Annotated in this window: 15 protein-coding genes; 6 read left to right on the plus strand and 9 right to left on the minus strand. The window is 64.6% G+C overall.

Going from position 1 to position 14,803, the window contains the following annotated elements; translation table 11 throughout:
* The first annotated feature begins 45 nt into the window (after nucleotides 1-45).
* Genes ACIA48_RS22305 through ACIA48_RS22315 form a run of 3 tightly spaced genes read left to right on the plus strand, consistent with a single transcriptional unit; the run spans nucleotide 46 to nucleotide 1,558 of the window.
* Nucleotides 46-477 carry a MarR family winged helix-turn-helix transcriptional regulator gene (locus ACIA48_RS22305; protein ID WP_396736452.1) on the plus strand — a complete coding sequence of 144 codons (432 nt, stop codon included), beginning with the start codon at nucleotides 46-48 and terminating at the stop codon, nucleotides 475-477.
* The gene (locus ACIA48_RS22310) at nucleotides 474-1,289 is read left to right on the plus strand and encodes a TrmH family RNA methyltransferase (protein WP_396736455.1); all 816 of its coding nucleotides are present in this window, start codon (nucleotides 474-476) and stop codon (nucleotides 1,287-1,289) included. Before ACIA48_RS22305 ends, ACIA48_RS22310 begins: the two co-directional genes overlap by 4 nt.
* Nucleotides 1,286-1,558 (plus strand): DUF2537 domain-containing protein, encoded by a 273-nt coding sequence (locus ACIA48_RS22315; protein WP_396736457.1) that lies wholly within the window; start codon nucleotides 1,286-1,288, stop codon nucleotides 1,556-1,558. Before ACIA48_RS22310 ends, ACIA48_RS22315 begins: the two co-directional genes overlap by 4 nt.
* 44 nt (nucleotides 1,559-1,602) lie before the next feature.
* On the opposite strand, the gene ACIA48_RS22320 is transcribed toward ACIA48_RS22315, so the two are convergent.
* From ACIA48_RS22320 to serC, 8 genes are all read right to left on the minus strand, one after another.
* Nucleotides 1,603-2,904 (minus strand): ABC transporter substrate-binding protein, encoded by a 1,302-nt coding sequence (locus ACIA48_RS22320; RefSeq protein ID WP_396736460.1) that lies wholly within the window; start codon nucleotides 2,902-2,904, stop codon nucleotides 1,603-1,605.
* A gap of 23 nt (nucleotides 2,905-2,927) precedes the next feature.
* Nucleotides 2,928-4,049 (minus strand): branched-chain amino acid ABC transporter permease, encoded by a 1,122-nt coding sequence (locus ACIA48_RS22325; protein WP_396736463.1) that lies wholly within the window; start codon nucleotides 4,047-4,049, stop codon nucleotides 2,928-2,930.
* Nucleotides 4,046-4,933 carry a branched-chain amino acid ABC transporter permease gene (locus ACIA48_RS22330; RefSeq protein WP_396736465.1) on the minus strand — a complete coding sequence of 296 codons (888 nt, stop codon included), beginning with the start codon at nucleotides 4,931-4,933 and terminating at the stop codon, nucleotides 4,046-4,048. Before ACIA48_RS22330 ends, ACIA48_RS22325 begins: the two co-directional genes overlap by 4 nt.
* Nucleotides 4,930-6,783, minus strand: coding sequence for an AMP-dependent synthetase/ligase (locus tag ACIA48_RS22335; protein WP_396736468.1), 1,854 nt, complete (start codon nucleotides 6,781-6,783; stop codon nucleotides 4,930-4,932). Before ACIA48_RS22335 ends, ACIA48_RS22330 begins: the two co-directional genes overlap by 4 nt.
* Entirely contained in the window at nucleotides 6,780-7,610 is an 831-nt protein-coding gene (locus ACIA48_RS22340; protein ID WP_396736471.1) for an ABC transporter ATP-binding protein, read from the minus strand. Before ACIA48_RS22340 ends, ACIA48_RS22335 begins: the two co-directional genes overlap by 4 nt.
* Nucleotides 7,607-8,392 carry an ABC transporter ATP-binding protein gene (locus ACIA48_RS22345; RefSeq protein ID WP_396736866.1) on the minus strand — a complete coding sequence of 262 codons (786 nt, stop codon included), beginning with the start codon at nucleotides 8,390-8,392 and terminating at the stop codon, nucleotides 7,607-7,609. Before ACIA48_RS22345 ends, ACIA48_RS22340 begins: the two co-directional genes overlap by 4 nt.
* Before the next feature lie 153 nt (nucleotides 8,393-8,545).
* Nucleotides 8,546-9,355 carry a septation protein SepH gene (sepH, locus tag ACIA48_RS22350; protein ID WP_396736473.1) on the minus strand — a complete coding sequence of 270 codons (810 nt, stop codon included), beginning with the start codon at nucleotides 9,353-9,355 and terminating at the stop codon, nucleotides 8,546-8,548.
* An 85-nt stretch (nucleotides 9,356-9,440) separates the two neighbouring features.
* Complete coding sequence (serC, locus tag ACIA48_RS22355; protein WP_396736476.1) at nucleotides 9,441-10,553, minus strand: phosphoserine transaminase; 1,113 nt, start codon at nucleotides 10,551-10,553, stop codon at nucleotides 9,441-9,443.
* Nucleotides 10,554-10,697: 144 nt separating this feature from the next.
* Between serC and ACIA48_RS22360 the strand changes: the two genes are divergently transcribed.
* A complete protein-coding gene (locus tag ACIA48_RS22360) occupies nucleotides 10,698-11,183 on the plus strand; it encodes a CAP domain-containing protein (RefSeq protein ID WP_396736479.1) in 486 nt (161 codons plus the stop codon).
* Between the two features lie 6 nt (nucleotides 11,184-11,189).
* Here ACIA48_RS22360 and map read toward each other — a convergent pair whose 3' ends face one another.
* The gene (gene map, locus ACIA48_RS22365; protein ID WP_396736482.1) at nucleotides 11,190-11,954 is read right to left on the minus strand and encodes a type I methionyl aminopeptidase; all 765 of its coding nucleotides are present in this window, start codon (nucleotides 11,952-11,954) and stop codon (nucleotides 11,190-11,192) included.
* 131 nt (nucleotides 11,955-12,085) lie between these two features.
* On the opposite strand from map, the gene ACIA48_RS22370 reads away from it, so the two are divergent.
* Together ACIA48_RS22370 and ACIA48_RS22375 are read left to right on the plus strand one after the other, a co-directional pair.
* Complete coding sequence (locus ACIA48_RS22370; RefSeq protein WP_396736485.1) at nucleotides 12,086-13,114, plus strand: diiron oxygenase; 1,029 nt, start codon at nucleotides 12,086-12,088, stop codon at nucleotides 13,112-13,114.
* Between the two features lie 7 nt (nucleotides 13,115-13,121).
* The gene (locus ACIA48_RS22375; RefSeq protein ID WP_396736488.1) at nucleotides 13,122-14,801 is read left to right on the plus strand and encodes an FAD-dependent oxidoreductase; all 1,680 of its coding nucleotides are present in this window, start codon (nucleotides 13,122-13,124) and stop codon (nucleotides 14,799-14,801) included.
* Nucleotides 14,802-14,803: the final 2 nt, after the last annotated feature.

The raw sequence follows: 14,803 nt of genomic DNA on the forward strand, positions 1-14,803 counted from the left end.
CCATACCCTTCCGTTTGTTCACTCCTGCTCTGTACTCTTTGCCTCGTGAAAGAACCCGACGGTCGCTTGGCGAGCGATTTGTCGCTCGCCGTCATCCGCCTGGCCCGTCAATTGCGCTTCCGACGTCACGATTCGCACGTATCGCTCTCTCAGCTGTCGGCGCTGTCGACACTCGCCAAGGAGGGCGCTATGACACCGGGCGTGTTAGCCGAGAGGGAACGCGTACGTCCTCCTTCTATGACGCGGGTGATCGGCTCGCTGTGCGAATTGGGTCTCGTCGTGCGCATGGCACACCCGGATGACCGTCGTCAGGTCCTGGTGTCGGTGTCACCGGCAGGTGTCGAACTGCTCGACGCCGAACGCCGCGCGAGCCAGGAATGGCTGTCGCAACGGCTGGCCAAACTCGATCCCGAGCAACGCGAGGCCCTCCTGACCGCCGCTGACCTGATGTCGGCGATAGTCGACGAAAGCGCGTGACAGAAGTACTCGACGTCTCCGACCCCGCAGACCCGCGGCTGGACGACTTCCGCGATCTCAACAGCGTGGACCGCAGGCCTGACCTGCCGACCGGCAAGGGCCTGGTCATCGCCGAGGGCGTATTGGTGGTGCAGCGCATGCTGATATCGCGGTTCACGCCACGAGCCCTGATGGGCACGGACCGTCGCCTGGCAGAGCTCGCCGGCGACCTGGATGGCGTCGCCGCGCCCTACTATCGCGTGGCCCCCGACGTGATGGCCGACGTCGTGGGTTTTCATCTGAACCGCGGAGTCCTGGCTTCGGCATCGCGCCCACGCGAACTGACGGTGCCACAGGTGATCGAGACCGCCAGGACAATCGCCGTCTTGGAAGGCGTCAACGATCACGAGAACCTCGGATCGATCTTCCGCAATGCCGCAGGCCTCGATGTCGACGCGATCGTATTCGGCAGTGGATGCGCGGATCCGCTGTACCGGCGCGCGGTCCGGGTGTCGATGGGCCACGCCCTGCTGGTGCCCTACGCATGGGCGGCCGACTGGCCCGGTGACTTGGAGATGCTGCGGGACAGTCGCTTTCGTCTGCTGGCGATGACGCCCGACCCGGCGGCCCGCACTCTTGCCGACGCGATGACCGACGTGGCCGATCAACGGCTGGCGGTGCTCGTCGGCGCTGAGGGCCCCGGGCTGTCCGAACGTGTGATGCGGGCCAGCGACATGCGGGTGCGCATCGCGATGTCGCGAGGCACCGACTCGCTCAACGTCGCCACCGCTGCGGCGCTTGCCTTCTACGAACGGGCTAGGTTGAACGGGTGACCGACGAATCCACCCCGTGGGCGATGGGCCTGACGGTTTCCGGCTTCGTCGCCGCGGTCGTCGGCGCCGCCATCGTCGTGCTGAGCGTGGGACTGATGAAGGTGCACCCCATGTTGGCCGTCGGACTCAATCTGGTCGCCGTCGGCGGTTTGGCTCCGACCGTATGGGAGTGGCGTAAGCGGCCGGTGTGGCGCTGGTTTGTGTTGGGCGCCGCCGTTGGCGTGGCCTGCGCATGGCTCGCCGTCATCGGCATCGCCATTGCGGGATAACCAAGACGGCACGCCTCGACACCTGCGCTCACGACCGATATTCGCTATTGGTAGCAAGGCTTCTCAAGGTTGTAGTCCTTCGCGGTCGGTCCCGTGAAGAACGGCTCCAGCTGGCTTATCCCTGACGGCGCTGCCTCGTCGGGCCGCTGGATCTCGCTCTGTCTGAACACGTTCTCGTTCGGGGTGCCGCTGTAGTTGCCTGCCCCCTCCGGCAGCATGCCCTCGTAGTCCACGGACGTCAGTGAGTTCGCCGCCGCCAAGAGGCCGGCGCGGGTGAGATCCTTGTTCTCCGCCGCTTTCTCCAAGGCAGCTTTCAACGGGTACGACAGCACCCAACCCCCGGTGTGCCCCTCGTTGGGTTGCACATTGCCGAGCGCGGCGCGCATCGCTTCGTGACCGGGCGTGTTCGCGCCGAAAGGCGCGACCGGCGCAGACCGCAGGTACTGCGACAGGATCGCCGATTTTGCCGGGCCTTCGAGCAGCCCGGGGTTCCAGGTCGGGTTGGTGCCGATGAACGTGCCCTGGTATCCCCGTGCACTCGTCTGGCCGATGATCACGGCTGCGTCGGTCGGGCCGTTGGTCAGGATCACCACGTCTGGTTTGCCGCTAACGATCGCCTCGATCGCACCCGCCTGATTGTCCTGTCCGGACGCTGTTTTCACATCGGTGAACTGCAGTCCCCTTTTCTCCGCGGCGGTCCTGGCACCGGCCGCCGCGTCGTCACCGTAGTCGCCGGGCAGATGCACAGCCATGACGCTCTTCGCGCCGAGCTTGTCGGCCGCGTAGTCGACCGAATTCATCGCCTCCAAGCAGTACGGCGTTCCTGACTCGACCACCACGTCCTCGAACGCCCATAACGACGTCCATGAGGCGGGTGCCGCAACGATTTTGCTGGTCTCGAGATCCGGCAGGATGGCCGCTGTCTGCGGCGAGCCCAGCGTCTGCGCGAGTGCCACGATCTTCGGCTTGATCTCCTGATACACCTGATTTTGGATTTGCGGGTTGTACTTGTTGTCCTTGACATAGGTCGACACGTCGATTTCGTAACCGCCGATGCCGCCCTGCTCGTTCACCCGGCGCCAAAAGGCTGCCTGCGCTTCGGTAATCGGCACCCCGAGCGTCTTGAAGGGACCTTCGGTGAGATCCGAAATCGTGCCGAGGTAGATGCAGCCCTTGCTGGTGTCGATCGCTTTTGGGCAGGGCTCAGCGGTGACGCCGAAATCCACCTTGTTGCCCTCCTTGTCCGTCTGCGTCGTGGTGGACTCCTGGGACCGGCAGCCACCGGCCAACAAGGCCGCCACAGATGCGACCGTCAGCACGGCTGTTGCTGCTCGCCGAATTGTCATGGAACCCTCGCTTTCCGGCTGCCTCAGTGCGAGAACGGCCACGTCTTCCAGTAATTGCGCACCCGAATCCATATGCCGAATAACCCTTTCGGCTCGAAGAGCAGAAACACGATGATCAGCAGGCCGTACAAGATCGATTCGACCTGAACCACGGTGATCCCCCCACCGGTTGCCTTGGTGCTGATGAAGGGCAGTACGGCGGGCAGCTCGGCGGTGATACGCGGCAACAGTGTGATGAAGAATGCGCCCATGATCGCGCCGGAAATCGTTGCCACTCCGCCGATCAGAATCATCGCGATGAACTGGATGGACATCAGCAGATTGAAGTTGCCTGCGGTGAACGTCTGCGGGATGACATACAACAGCGCTCCGGCAACGCCGGCATAGAACGAGGACACCGCGAAAGCGATGACCTTGTACCTCGTCAGGTTCACCCCGATCACCGCGGCGGCGATGTCTCGGTCGCGGACCGCTGCGAACGCACGGCCGATGCGCGAGCGCACCAGGTTTCGGGCAAGCAGTGCGAAGATGACCAGGAGCGCGAGCATCAACAGATACAGGTGCTGAATACGGGTCATCGACGGGCCGTCGACATCAATGCGGGCACCGAACAGCGTGGCGATCGGGGCAGGGCGTCCGATGTCCGGTGGGCCCGCCATCTCGGTCCATTCGCGAAACACGTACTGCCCAATGAAGACCAGACCAAGCGTGACGATCGCCAGGTACAGCCCCCGCAGGCGGACCGCCAACGGCGCCACCAGCGCGCCTGCCAGCGCCGAAACCCCGCCCGCGGCAAGCAACCAGACCGGTACTTCGGTGATGCCGAAACCCAGCACCTGACCGTCGGGATCACCCGACAACACCGCTGCGGTGTACGCACCGATTGCCACGAAGAAGGCGTGGCCCAAAGACACCTGGCCGGCGTAGCCGGTGACGATGTTCAAGCCGATGGCCCCGATCGCTGCCGCGCAGGCCGTCGCCAGTAGCTGCAGCATCCCGTCGTCGACCGAAAATGTCATGGCCAGAGCCAGCAGCAGCATCACGGCGACGAACACCTTCTTCGAGGTGGTGTTCAACAGCGCCATGTCCTGCGCGTAAGACGTGTACAACTCGGGCCGCCCGAACCGGGTTCGCATTGAGGTCATATCCGCACCACCTCGCGGGTACCGAACAACCCGTACGGGCGGACAAGTAGCACGACCATCATCACCAGATACGGTGTTACAAGTGCGAATTCGCCGCCCAGCCAGGGCGCCAGATCGGACCCATACGTCGCCACCAGCGACTCGATGACGCCGATCGTCAGACCGGCGATCACCGCGCCGCCCAACGAGTCCAGTCCGCCCAGGATGATCACCGGCAGCGCCTTCAATGCGATGAGCCACAACTGCTGATCGACTCCGGCGCCGGTCGATACGAAAACCCCGGCAACGGCGGCGAGGGCGCCGGCGATCGCCCACGAGAGAGTGAACACCAGTCCGACGGAAATCCCCTGCGCGAGTGAGACTTCCTGATCGAAGGCCACTGCCCTCATCGCCAGACCCATCCGGGAGTACCGGAAGAAGGCGAACAGTATGGCGACGAGGACCATCGTGGTGAGAAACATGACGAGGTGACGTTGCTGCACTTCGATACCGAGCACGCGCGACGTCGCCAGTCCCCACGGCGCGCCCACCGGGCGCACGTCGAGGCCGATGTAGGCGTTGACGACCACCCTGATGACGATGTCGACGCCGAGCGTGATGATCGAGATGACGAACACGGGCTTGCCGATCATGGGGCGCAACACCGTCCGCTCCACGCCCATCGCCAACAGCGCCACCGCCGCGGCGGCCACCAGCACCGCAAGGTAGAAGTTCATGGTCGAGACCAGATATGTCACCAGTACCGCACCTGCCATCATCAACGATGGCTGAGCGAAGCTGATCACGCCCATCGACTTGTAGATGATGACGAAGCCGAACGCCAACAACGCGTAGACCGACCCGTCGCCCAATCCGCGCACCAGACATTGCACCAGTTCGGTCATCGGTACATATCCTCGACCAAGTCGGCAAACATCGTTGCGATCGCCTTGCGCTTCACCTTCTGAGTTGCGGTGAGCTCGCCGTCTTCATGGTCCAATTCCTTTGGCAGCATGGTGAATTTCTTCAACTGCTCGACGCGGGCGAATCGTTCGTTGACGTCGTCCACAATGGACTGGACCAGCGCGAGGACCTCTTTCTTCTCGCCGAGATCCCGGTACGTCGTATATGGCAGCTTGCGCGACTGAGCCCAGTGACCGACCGTATCCAGCTCGATCCCGATCAGGGCGGTGAGGTACGGTCGCCGGTCGCCGATCACGATGGCTTCCTTGATGTATGGCGAGGCCTTCAGCGAGTTCTCGATCTCCGACGGAGCCAGGTTCTTGCCGCCCGCGGTGATCATGATGTCCTTCATCCGGTCGGTGATCTTCACGTAGGTGCCGTCCGCCCACTCGCCGACGTCGCCGGTGTGCAGCCAGCCGTCGGGATCGATGGTGTCGGCCGTGGCTTCTGGGTTCTTCCAGTACCCGGCGAAAGTGCCTGGGTGCCTGGTGAGAATTTCGCCGGTGTCCTCATCGATGCGCAGTTCGATGCCGGCACGCGGCTCGCCCACTGTGCCGAGCTTCACCCTGCCCGGCCGGTTCGCGGTCGCGATCGCGGTGTTCTCGGTCATCCCGTACAGCTCGTGCATCGGCAGGCCGATGCCCATGAAGAACCGCAACACTTCGGGCGCGATTGGCGCGGAACCCGCTGAGGCGTAACGGACTTTGCGCATACCGATCCGGTCCCGTAACGCGCGGTAGAAGCACAGCCAACCGACCGCATAGCGCACCCGAGTGCCCATCGTGTGGCTGCCACCGTTGCGGACGAGATCGTCGGCGATGCCCTCGGCCACCCGCAACCAGAAGCGGCCAAACAGACGCTTCAACCAAGAGGCCTGGTCGATCCGGATCCGCACTGCTGCGAGCATTTTCTCCCAGATGCGCGGCACGCCAAAGAAAATCGTCGGCTGAACCTCGCGCAGATTCGCCTGGACAGTCTCGATCGACTCGGCGAAATGAACCTGGATGCCGGCGCATGCCGAGAACCAGGTGGTGAAAATACGCTCCGCGACGTGGCACAGCGGCAAGTAGGACAGCGTGACGTCGGCGGGTGACGGTGGCGGGTTACTGAACCCGCCGTCCTCGACCAAAACCTTGAGGCAGAACTCGACATTCGACACGGACAGCATGGCGCCCTTGGGCGGCCCGGTGGTGCCCGAGGTGTAAACGAGCGTCAGTATGTCGCGCGCGGTGGCCTCGGCCATCCGCCGGTTCACCGCGTCCGGGTCGGAATCGCGATGTTGGGCGCCGAGCGAGAGGAAGTCTTCCCAGGACATCAGCTTCGGATCGCTGTAGCGATACCGGATTCCCCGCGGCTCCAGATAGATGATCTTTTCGAGGTCCGGTACTTGGTCGAGCACCTCGAGCGCCTTGTCCACCTGCTCCTGGTCCTCGGCGATCAGCACCCGGGCGCCGGAGTGGGAAAGCAGGTAGGCCACCTCGGCAGGCGGATTCGTCGGATACAGGCCGACAGTGGTGGCCCGCACCGACATTGCGCCGACGTCGGTGTAGAGCCATTCGCGGCGATTCTCAGAATGCACCGCTACGCGATCGCCCGGTTCGATGCCGAGTGCAAGAAGCGCGTGTCCGACCAACTCGGCGCTGTCCCAGTAGTTGGCCCAGCTTACTTCTTGCCAGATGCCGAAGTCTTTCTCCCGCATCGCGATTCGCGCGGGCATCTGGCGGCTGTGCTCGCGGACCCGGCTCGCGATCGTTGTGACCTTGGTGCTGGTGTGTTGGACTACAGCCGTCACGTCGCACCCCCGGATGTTCGGTGTTCCTGTCCCAGGTACGCCCGGATCACGTCCGGGTTGGTCGAGACCTCATGCGGGGTGCCGGTGCAGATCGGCTTGCCGAAGTCAACGACGAGCACTCGGTCGGCGAGATCCATCACCAGTCCCATGTCGTGTTCGACCATGACGATCGGAAGGTGCAGTTCATCGCACACGTCGAGGATGAAGCGCGCCGTGTCCTCGGTCTCTTCGAGGTTCATGCCGGCTACCGGTTCATCGAGCAGCAAGAGCTTGGGCTCCATGGCCAGTGCGCGGCCAAGCTCCACACGCTTTTGCACGCCGTAGGGCAGTTGGCCCACGAGAGATCGCCGCCACTGCTCCAGTTCGAGAAAGTCGATGATGTCCTCGACGGCTGCCCGATTGAGCAGCTCGCTGCGGCGGGCCTTGCCGAGCCAGACCAGCGACGACATCACGCCGTATCCATGATGGTGGTGGCGACCCAACATGAGGTTGTCCAGCACGGTCAGATTGGCGAACAACTCGATGTTTTGAAAGGTGCGCGCGACGCCGAGTTGGGCGATCTCGTCGGGCCGCCGGCCTAGTAAATCGTTACCGCCGAAGGTGACCCGGCCGGACTGCGGGCGGTACACCCCGGACAGCACGTTGAAGATCGAGGTCTTGCCTGCGCCGTTGGGGCCGATGATGGCAAACAGTTCGCTTCCGCCGACAGTGAACGAGACCCCGTCGATCGCCTTCACCCCGGCGAAGGACAACACCACATCGGTGAATTCGAGCATCGGTGTCTCGGACGACGCCTGCGCATCTGCGCGCTCCTGTGTCACGGTCATGACAGCCACCTCTTGCGGCGCTTGTAATGCTTTACGTCGCGGAAGGATTTGGCAGCACCTTCGGCTCCCAGTCCGAGGTAGAACTCGCGAATATCGGAGTCCTGCAGGAGCTCGGTCGCGGGCTTGTCCATCACGATCTTCCCGTTTTCCATGACGTACCCGTGGTCGGCGATCGACAGCGCCATCGTCGCGTTTTGCTCGACCAGCAACACAGTCATCCCGCTGGCATTGATCTCGACGATGAGATCCCTGATCTGTTGCACGATGAGCGGAGCGAGACCGAGGCTGGGCTCGTCGAGAAGCAGACAGCGCGGCCGCGACATCAGCGCGCGACCCATCGCCAGCATCTGCTGTTCACCGCCCGACAGATAGCCGGCGATGCGCTTTCCGCGCTGCGCGAGCACCGGGAATGTGCTGTAGGCCTGTTCGAGGTTGTCGCGCAACTCTTTTCGTGCCACGTGCCCTCCGACGCGGAGGTTTTCCTCGACGGTCAGTTCGGCGAAGATGCGCCGCCCCTCAAGCACCTGTTTGATTCCCAGTGCAACGATTTTGTTCGGGGACAGGGAGTGGATGGGCCGCCCGCCGAACTCCACTGAGCCCTTCGTGATTTCGCCGTCGTGTACGTCGAGCAGACCAGTGATCGCGCGCAGCAGCGTGGTTTTACCCGCTCCATTGGCACCGAGCAATGCGACTATTTTGCCTTCTGGCACAACCAAGCTGACGCCGCTGAGCACTTGGATCACGTCGTCGTAGACGACCTCGACGTTGTTCACCGACAAAATAGGGCAGGTATCGTCCACACCGGAATGCATGGCGGCTCCCCCTTGCGCGAACCGGATGCGGATGATGATTCCACTCGATCGCGAGCAGATGGGGGAAACGCCCTATTTGCCGACTTAGGTTTTGGCTACTGACGATTCAGTCAATTGATGGAATTAGCGATGGCCGCTGGACCGCACGCCCAGCAGCACGTCCTCCCATGCGGGAACAGCTGGCTTGCCTTTGCGTGCGCGCGGCTTCGGCGCGACAGGCGGTGCCGGCTCTGGTTCCGGCTCCGGCCTGAGGTCGAGCTCCGGTTCGGCCACCGGCTCCGGCTCGTCGTGCAACTCGAAGTGCGGGACCACCGCTACGGGTCGTAGCGGACGCGCGAAGTTCGGGTCGATCAGCTCGGATGCCGCATCGTCGACCGCTGTCACCGTGCCGCCGTGCGCGCCTGGCGTGAACCGGAAGTGCGCCACGTTATCGGACAAGCCGGCCTGCCATGCCATCTGCACGGTCCAGCGCCCGTCTTCGTTACGCCACGCGTCCCAGTTGGTCGCCTCGGCGCCCAGACCGCGTGCAATCAACGACGTCGTCACCGTTTCCAACAGCGTCAGCACCGAGGGACCGTCGGTCAGTACGGGGTGCGCCGCGGTTGCCAACTCGGCCGCCCTCGAACGCTCCAGCAGGACCGGATGAGCGAAACGCTCGACGCGGGCCAAGTCGACCCCGAAGGCTGCGGCGACCTGCTCGACTGACGCACCTGCGCGGATTTTTGCCTGAATCTCTTTGGGACGCAGCACGCTTTGACCCTCGTCGTTGGTTTGAGGTGTTTCTCGAGCGGCCGTGGAACCGGTCTTGTCGCCACGCACGGCAGCGCGCAACCGGTCGTCGTGGACCAATAGAAACTTCTCGCCGGAGTCGTCGGCTTCGCAGATGATCTGTCTGCCGTCGACGTCGAGTCCAACGACTTTGAGTTTCCGCATGTCGACCTCCTCCGGGCGCCTACGATGCCCGATCCCGCGACCCTACTGCGTTATCGGCCTGTTACCCGGTAGACACGCGGGCAGGTCAGAGGCGTTCTACGACCCAGTCGATGCACGCGGTCAACGCGCTCACATCATCAGGATCGACGGCCGGGAACATGCCGACCCGCAACTGGTTGCGGCCGAGCTTGCGGTAGGGCTCGGTGTCGACGATTCCGTTGGCCCGAAGCGCCTTGGCTATCGCCGCGGCGTCGACATCGTCGGCGAAATCGACGGTGCCGACGACCTGCGACCGCAAATCGGGGTCGGCGACGAACGGGGTGGCGACCTGCGAGGCCTCCGCCCAGCTGTACAGCCGTTGCGACGAGTCCGCGGTGCGCTTGACGGCCCAGTCCAGCCCGCCGTTGCCCAGCATCCAGTCGAGCTGATCGGCGAACATCACCAGCGTGCCGATGGCTGGGGTGTTGTAGGTCTGGTTCTTGAGGCTGTTCTCGATCGCGATCGGCAGCGACAGGAACTCGGGCACCCAGCGGCCCGACGCCGCGATGGCCTCGACGCGGGCGAGCGCGGCGGGGGAGAGGATCGCGATCCACAGGCCGCCGTCGCTGGCGAAGTTCTTCTGCGGGGCGAAGTAGTAGGCGTCGGAATCGGCGATGTCAACGGGCAGACCGCCGGCCGCCGAGGTGGCGTCAATGGCGATCAGCGCGCCGTCGGAGCCTTCGGGCCGCTGCACGGGAACCGCTACGCCCGTTGATGTTTCGTTGTGTGCCCAGCCGATGAGGTCCACCGACGGGTCCGACTGCGGCTTGGGCGCACCGCCCGGATCGGCCTTGACGACGATCGGGTCGCCGACGAACGGGTTCTTGCCCACCGCTGAGGCGAACTTGCTGCTGAACTCCCCGTAGGTCAGGTGCAGCGAGCGCTTGTCGATCAATCCAAATGCGGCGGCATCCCAGAAGGCGGTGGTGCCGCCGTTGCCGAGGATGACCTCGTAGCCGTCGGGCACCGAGAACAGCTGGCGCAGCCCGTCACGCACCCGGCCGACAAGGTTCTTGACCGGGGCCTGCCGATGTGACGTTCCGAAAACGTCGCCCGCGGCGGCCAGTGCCTGCAGTTGTTCGGGGCGCACCTTGGACGGTCCACAGCCGAAGCGGCCGTCGCGCGGTTTGAGGTCGGCGGGAATCGTGAGGTCGGCCATGGAGACAAGAGTAGTGACCGCCGCTGCGCGGTTTCAGCGGGGAGGGCATGCAGAAGATGCTGAAAAAGTGGGTAAAGAACACACAGTGGAACCAATTTGTATCCATAATGTGATGTGTCGGGGACTGAGCCCATTGGGGGGCACATGATCAGTCATGGGAAAGTTTCGACGTTCATCCCGGTGTGTGCAGCTGCGATGATGGCGTGCGGTGCGGTGGTCACGGCGGCGCCGGCCTTCGGTGACGAGGGCGGCGCGGTGCTGAGTCAGATCAACGCGACGCGCGCGGCCACCGGGTGCGGTCCGGTGGCACCCAATCCGCAGCTGACGGCGTCGGCGGCGCGTCACGCGAACGACATGCTCAGGACCGGGGTGCAGGCCCACACCGGTTCCGACGGCTCGTCGGTCGTCCAACGCGTGACGGACGCCGGTTATACCTCGTTCGAGGATCTCGGCGAGATCGTGTTCTGGGCGAACGGCCCCGGCGGTTCTCCGGCCGCCGCCGTGAACTGGTGGATGAACAGTCCGGGCCACCGTGCGGTCATCACCGACTGCGGTATGACCGATGCCGGGTTCTCGGCGGTGCGAAGCGGCAGCATGCTGACGGTGACAGGCGATTTCGCGAAGCGGTAACAGCCGCTAGTTGGTGAGGATGCGGGCACCGTCGGGAGTGACGGCGACGGTGTGTTCGCTGTGCGCGGCGCGGGCCCCCGACAAACTCCGCAGCGTCCACCCGTCGGCGTCGTGGCGATATTCGTCGGTGCCATCGCCGATCAGCATCGGCTCGATCGCGATGACCAGACCGGGCCGCAACTTCATGCCCTTGCCGGGTCGGCCTTCGTTGGGCACGTCCGGGTCTTCGTGCATCGTGCGGCCGATGCCGTGCCCGCCGTGGTCGGCGAGCAGGCCGAAGCCCGCCTCGTGAACGGTCGACGAGATCGCATGTCCGATGTCGCCGAGTCTGTTGCCCGGCCGTACCGCAGCGATGCCCGCCGCGAGAGCGGCGTCCGCAGCCTCGATCAAGGCGGCGTCCCCGGCGCGGGGGGTACCGACGATGAAGCTGCGCGCCGCATCTCCGGTCCAGCCGCGCAGGGTTGCGCCGAAGTCGACCGACACCAGATCGCCATCGGCAAGCACGTAGTCATTGGGGATGCCGTGCACGACGGCGTCGTTGACGCTGACGCACAGCACCCCGGGGAACGGGGTCGGCGCCCACCGCGGGTGGTAGTTGAGGAACGGCGAGGACGCGCCATGGCGCGCCAGCACGTCGGCGGCGATCCGGTCGAGCTCGAGGGTGGTCATCCCCGGTTTCGCCTGGTCGATCACGGTGTGCAGCGCCTCGGCGACGACGGCGCCGGCGTCGGCCATCGAATCGATTTCGGTGTGCGTCTTCAGCTCGACCATGTGGTCTCCGTCACAAAAGTCGGCGGCTGGCCTGGTGTGCCACATGCCAGAAAGGGGTATTCCCGGTATGCGATACCTGCGGTACCGTGTTTGGCAATCAAGGCTCGTAAACCTCACCGAGGAGGTGTCGAATGGCAGTCAAGGAAGCCCGGACGCGCATGGTCAGGCGCTGGCGCCGCAATATGGACGTCGGTGATGACACCCAGTACGTCGACATGCTCACCACATTGTCCGAGGGGTCGGTGCGACGCAACTTCAATCCGTACACCGATATCGACTGGGACTCCCCGGAGTTCAAGGTGGTCGAGAACGACGAACGCTGGATCCTGCCCGCGACGGATCCGATCGGCAAGCACTGGTGGTATCAGTCGCAGTCGAAGGAGCGGCAGATCGAGATCGGTATGTGGCGTCAGTCGAACGTCGCCAAGGTCGGTCTGCACTTCGAGTCGATCCTGATCCGCGGACTCATGGAGTACGCCTTCTGGACGCCAAACGGCTCACCGGAGTACCGGTACTGCCTGCACGAGGCGGTCGAGGAGTGCAACCACACGTTGATGTTCCAGGAGATGGTGAACCGCATCGGCGCCGATGTGCCCGGAATGCCGCGGATGCTGAAGTGGATTCAGCCGGTCATCCCACTGGTCGCGGGGCCGCTTCCGATTCCGTTCTGGTTTGGCATTCTCGCCGGCGAGGAGCCCATCGATCACACGCAGAAAAACGTGCTGCGCGAGGGCAAGACGCTGCATCCGATCATGGAGCGCGTCATGGCCATTCACGTGGCCGAGGAGGCGCGGCACATCTCGTTCGCGCACGAGTACCTGCGCAAGCGGGTGCCGGACTTGCCGCGGCGCAAGCGGTTCTGGCTGTCGCTCTACGTTCCGGTGGTGATGCGCGTGCTGTGCTCGGCGATCATCGTGCCGCCGCGCGCGTTCTGGAAGGAATTCGACATCCCGCGGTCGGTCCGCAAGGAGATCTTCTTCAAGTCGCCCGAATCGCGGCAGATGCTGCGCGACATGTTCGGCGACGTCCGCATGCTGGCTCACGACACCGGTCTGATGAATCCGCTCGCGAAGTTGATGTGGCGTATCTGCCGGATCAGCGGACGGCCCAGCCGGTATCGCAGCGAGCCGGCCCGTGAGCACCTGGTGTCGGCCGCCTAGGGTCCCCATGCCTCACGTGATCACCCAGTCGTGTTGCAGCGACGGGTCCTGTGTCTACGCCTGTCCGGTGAACTGCATCCACCCGTCACCGGATGAGCCCGGCTTCGCCACCGCGGAGATGCTCTACATCGACCCGGTCGCATGCGTCGACTGTGGCGCGTGTGTGTCGGCGTGCCCCGTCGGCGCCATCGCGCCCGACACCCGACTCGAACCCAAGCAGCTGCCGTTCATCGAGTTGAACGCGTCCTTCTATCCCAAGCCCGAGGGCAAGCTGCCGCCGACGTCCAAGCTCGCTCCCGTGATCGAGGCGCCGATGGTCCGCCCGCGGTCCGGAGGGCCGTTGACGGTCGCGATCGTCGGGTCGGGCCCGGCGGCGATGTATGCCGCCGACGAACTGCTGACGCAGCGCGGTGTGCGGGTCAATGTCTTCGAGCGGCTGCCGACCCCGTACGGGCTGGTGCGCGCCGGGGTGGCTCCGGACCACCAGAGCACCAAACGGGTGACGCGATTGTTCGACAAGGTCACGAAGCTGCCGGGGTTCACGTTCTACCTGAACGTCGAGGTCGGTTCGGACCTGACGCACGCCGATCTGCAGGCCCATCATCACGCGGTGCTCTACGCCGTCGGCGCGCCCAACGACCGCCGGCTGGACATCGACGGAATGGGCCTGCCCGGTACGGCGACTGCCACCGAAATGGTGGCATGGATCAACGGCCATCCTGAATTCACCGATCTGCCAATCGATTTGAGCCACGAGCGGGTGGTCGTCGTCGGCAACGGCAACGTGGCGTTCGACGTGGCGCGCATCCTGACCACCGATCCCGACGTGCTTGCGCTCACGGACATCTCCGGCCACGCGTTGGCCGCGCTGCGCGGGTCAAAGGTCAACGAGGTCATCGTTGCCGCCCGCCGCGGCCCGGTGCACTCGGCGTTCACGCTGCCGGAACTGATCGGGCTGACGTCGGTGTGCGATGTGGTGCTGGACGGCGCGGACCATGATCGGGTCATCAGTGACCTGGCAACGGCCACCGATCCGTTGACACGCAACAAACTCGAGATCCTGTCGAAGTTGGGTGACGCATCAGCACCGGCGACCCGCCCCCGGATCCGGCTGGCCTATCAGCTGACGCCGACGCGCATTCTCGGCGAGCAGCGCGTGGACGGTGTGGAGTTCGTCGTGACTGGGACCGACGAGGTTCGTCGCATCGACGCCGGTCTTGTACTGACCTCAATCGGCTACCGCGGCAAGCCGATTCGCGACCTTCCATTCGACGACGATGCCGCGGTGGTGCCCAACGACGGCGGCCGGGTCATCGACCCCGCGTCGGGTGAAACCGTGCCCGGCAGTTACGTCGCGGGCTGGATCAAGCGCGGTCCCACCGGCTTCATCGGCACCAACAAGTCGTGTGCCGGCGAGACGGTGCACAACCTGGTGGCCGACTACAACGCGGGCGTGCTCGCGAATCCGTCGAACAAGCTGGCCGCGCTGGACAAGCTGGTGCGAAGCAAGCGGTCCAACGTGGTCGACGCCGCGGGGTGGAAGGCCATCGACGACGCGGAGGTTGCGCGCGGCGGCGAACACCGGCCCCGCGACAAGTTCACGACGATCGCCGAGATGCTTGCCGCGGCGGCCGACGCACCCGCGCCGTCGATGCGCAGTCGCGTGCTCGCCGGCTTGCGCCGCTAGCC

It is taken from the genome of Mycobacterium sp. NPDC051804, assembly GCF_044452905.1.
Taxonomy (GTDB): domain Bacteria; phylum Actinomycetota; class Actinomycetes; order Mycobacteriales; family Mycobacteriaceae; genus Mycobacterium.

Excerpts from the sequence above, each read along its gene's own strand:
- ACIA48_RS22320 (WP_396736460.1), bottom strand. The coding sequence starts at position 2,904 with ATGACAATTCGGCGAGCAGCAACAGCCGTGCTGACGGTCGCATCTGTG.
- ACIA48_RS22325 (WP_396736463.1), bottom strand. The coding sequence starts at position 4,049 with ATGACCTCAATGCGAACCCGGTTCGGGCGGCCCGAGTTGTACACGTCT.
- ACIA48_RS22330 (WP_396736465.1), bottom strand. The coding sequence starts at position 4,933 with ATGACCGAACTGGTGCAATGTCTGGTGCGCGGATTGGGCGACGGGTCG.
- ACIA48_RS22340 (WP_396736471.1), bottom strand. The coding sequence starts at position 7,610 with ATGACCGTGACACAGGAGCGCGCAGATGCGCAGGCGTCGTCCGAGACA.
- sepH (WP_396736473.1), bottom strand. The coding sequence starts at position 9,355 with ATGCGGAAACTCAAAGTCGTTGGACTCGACGTCGACGGCAGACAGATC.
- serC (WP_396736476.1), bottom strand. The coding sequence starts at position 10,553 with ATGGCCGACCTCACGATTCCCGCCGACCTCAAACCGCGCGACGGCCGC.
- ACIA48_RS22360 (WP_396736479.1), top strand. The coding sequence starts at position 10,698 with ATGATCAGTCATGGGAAAGTTTCGACGTTCATCCCGGTGTGTGCAGCT.
- map (WP_396736482.1), bottom strand. The coding sequence starts at position 11,954 with ATGGTCGAGCTGAAGACGCACACCGAAATCGATTCGATGGCCGACGCC.
- ACIA48_RS22370 (WP_396736485.1), top strand. The coding sequence starts at position 12,086 with ATGGCAGTCAAGGAAGCCCGGACGCGCATGGTCAGGCGCTGGCGCCGC.
- ACIA48_RS22375 (WP_396736488.1), top strand. The coding sequence starts at position 13,122 with ATGCCTCACGTGATCACCCAGTCGTGTTGCAGCGACGGGTCCTGTGTC.